This is a genomic window from uncultured Marinobacter sp. (genome assembly GCF_963974375.1).
Taxonomy (GTDB): Bacteria; Pseudomonadota; Gammaproteobacteria; order Pseudomonadales; family Oleiphilaceae; genus Marinobacter.
The window spans coordinates 1-1,660 of record NZ_CAXBDN010000441.1; the positions used below are offsets into that span (position 1 = coordinate 1).

Genomic DNA, 1,660 nt, shown 5'->3' on the forward strand with positions numbered 1-1,660 from the left:
ACCTGAATCAGTGACTTTGCAGGCCAGTATACTCCGCAAAGCGCCATCGGCGCTAACGGGAGCCATCACTTGGTCAAAAGCAGGTTGATAATGCCGGAACGTGCAGTCTGACGTCGATCAGCGGCCAAATTTGGGCGCGTTTTGATCAACTTCTGGTCGTCAGGCAATAGCGGGTTGCCCCGGGCTGGTTTTCCGGGTGGCTTTAAGGTAGCGGCTGTTGTCGGACTTGCTTAACCGGAGGCGGCAAGGCTTCCATAGAGGTCGCGGTAAACGGCAAAGCCCGGACAGTGCCGACCAAAGCGCAGAATCCACTGCCGGCCGCTGTGCACCAGGCGGCAGGCCATGGTCATCAGTTCCTGCATCACCGTTCTCAGGCGGCGGCGCTTGGCCGGATGGCGCACTGGCGCATCTGGGGCGGTCAGTCTCAGGCCCATCCAGCGCAGCACGTTGTAACCCATGGTGGCGAAGGCCATGACCAGGTTGTTGGTGTCGAACTTGCCGGAGGGCAGGCGCTCCAGGTCCAGGTCGGTCTTGAACTCGCTGTGAAATTGTTCACTGGTGGCATGGTCGCTGTACAGCGCCATGATGTGTTGCTCACTGGCCACGTCAGCGGGCAAGGAGGTAATCCAGCCTTCGATGCTAACTTCTGGCTCCAGGTACAGCTGACCGGAGGCATCGCTGGTGCGAACGGTGACCTTGACGATGCGACGCAGGCCGGGTTCATCGGGAAGGTCTTCTGACAGAACCGCTTCCATCTTGCCGTCGCGGTCCAGCGACCAGACTTCCTTGGCCTGGGCCTTGTTTGCCCAAGCCAAGGGATCCTGCTTGCGAGGGTTCCACTTGATCAGGAAGTCGATCTGGTCCTGCTCGCGCAGGAAGTCGCGATTGTCACGGGCATCGTGTGCACTGTCCAGACGCAGCAGGATGGGCTTGTCCGTCAGTGACCGGGCCCGGGGCAAAACCCGTTTGAGGGTATCCAGAAAACCGTTATTGGCGTGCTGGCTGCCAGGGCGTAGCTCGCAACCCAGGCACCAGCCTTCCTGGCCCAGATACGCGGCAATGGGTGCATAGCCGTCGTAACCCTTGTAGGTGTAGCTGACACCCTCTTTATGGGTCTGGCTGTTGTCCATGGGAAAGACATCCATATCCAGGGCAACATGGCCCATCGCCAGTGGTGACACCGGCGCTTCGACGGACTGAAGAAATTCAACGCTGGCATCCTCCAGCAATGGCGTCAGGGCTTGGGCATCTTCATCAAATCGCTGGCGCAAACGGGCTGAAGATGGCGACTGCTTGATGCCCATCGCCGATTTGAAGAACGGATCTGTTCGTACCGGCTCGGCCGCCTCGAAATCGCTCTTGCCCAGCGTGATCAGGCCCAGGTAGGTGCGGATCAGCTCAATGTTCGGAATACCGTGCCGCTTGACGACTGTGCGAGCGGTTTTGATCAGCGACGTGTGCCGGTTCAGGCAGTGGCCCACCAGGGCCAGTCCGCCGTGGGGTGTATAGACTTCGGTTCGGGATTGCTGGAGAGTGAAAGTACGCATGAGCTAAATGCACTGACTGGGTGAATGGATGTCAGGTGCTATTATATCGCCCAAGGCTTTGTTATTGCAGGCTTTGGATACAGTTTCAGCCGGTTGAACTCACGGATTCAGGT

The 1,660-nt window shown here is 58.7% G+C and carries 1 protein-coding gene; it reads right to left on the reverse strand.

From position 1 onward, the window contains the following. Positions 1–230 precede the first annotated feature (230 nt). A complete protein-coding gene (locus AAC035_RS21200) occupies positions 231–1,547 on the reverse strand; it encodes an IS1380 family transposase (RefSeq protein ID WP_053113071.1) in 1,317 nt (438 codons plus the stop codon). Between the last annotated feature and the right edge of the window lie 113 nt (positions 1,548–1,660).

Bases quoted from the DNA above. Each gene is read 5' to 3' on its own strand.
- AAC035_RS21200 (WP_053113071.1), bottom strand. From the start codon at position 1,547: ATGCGTACTTTCACTCTCCAGCAATCCCGAACCGAAGTCTATACACCC.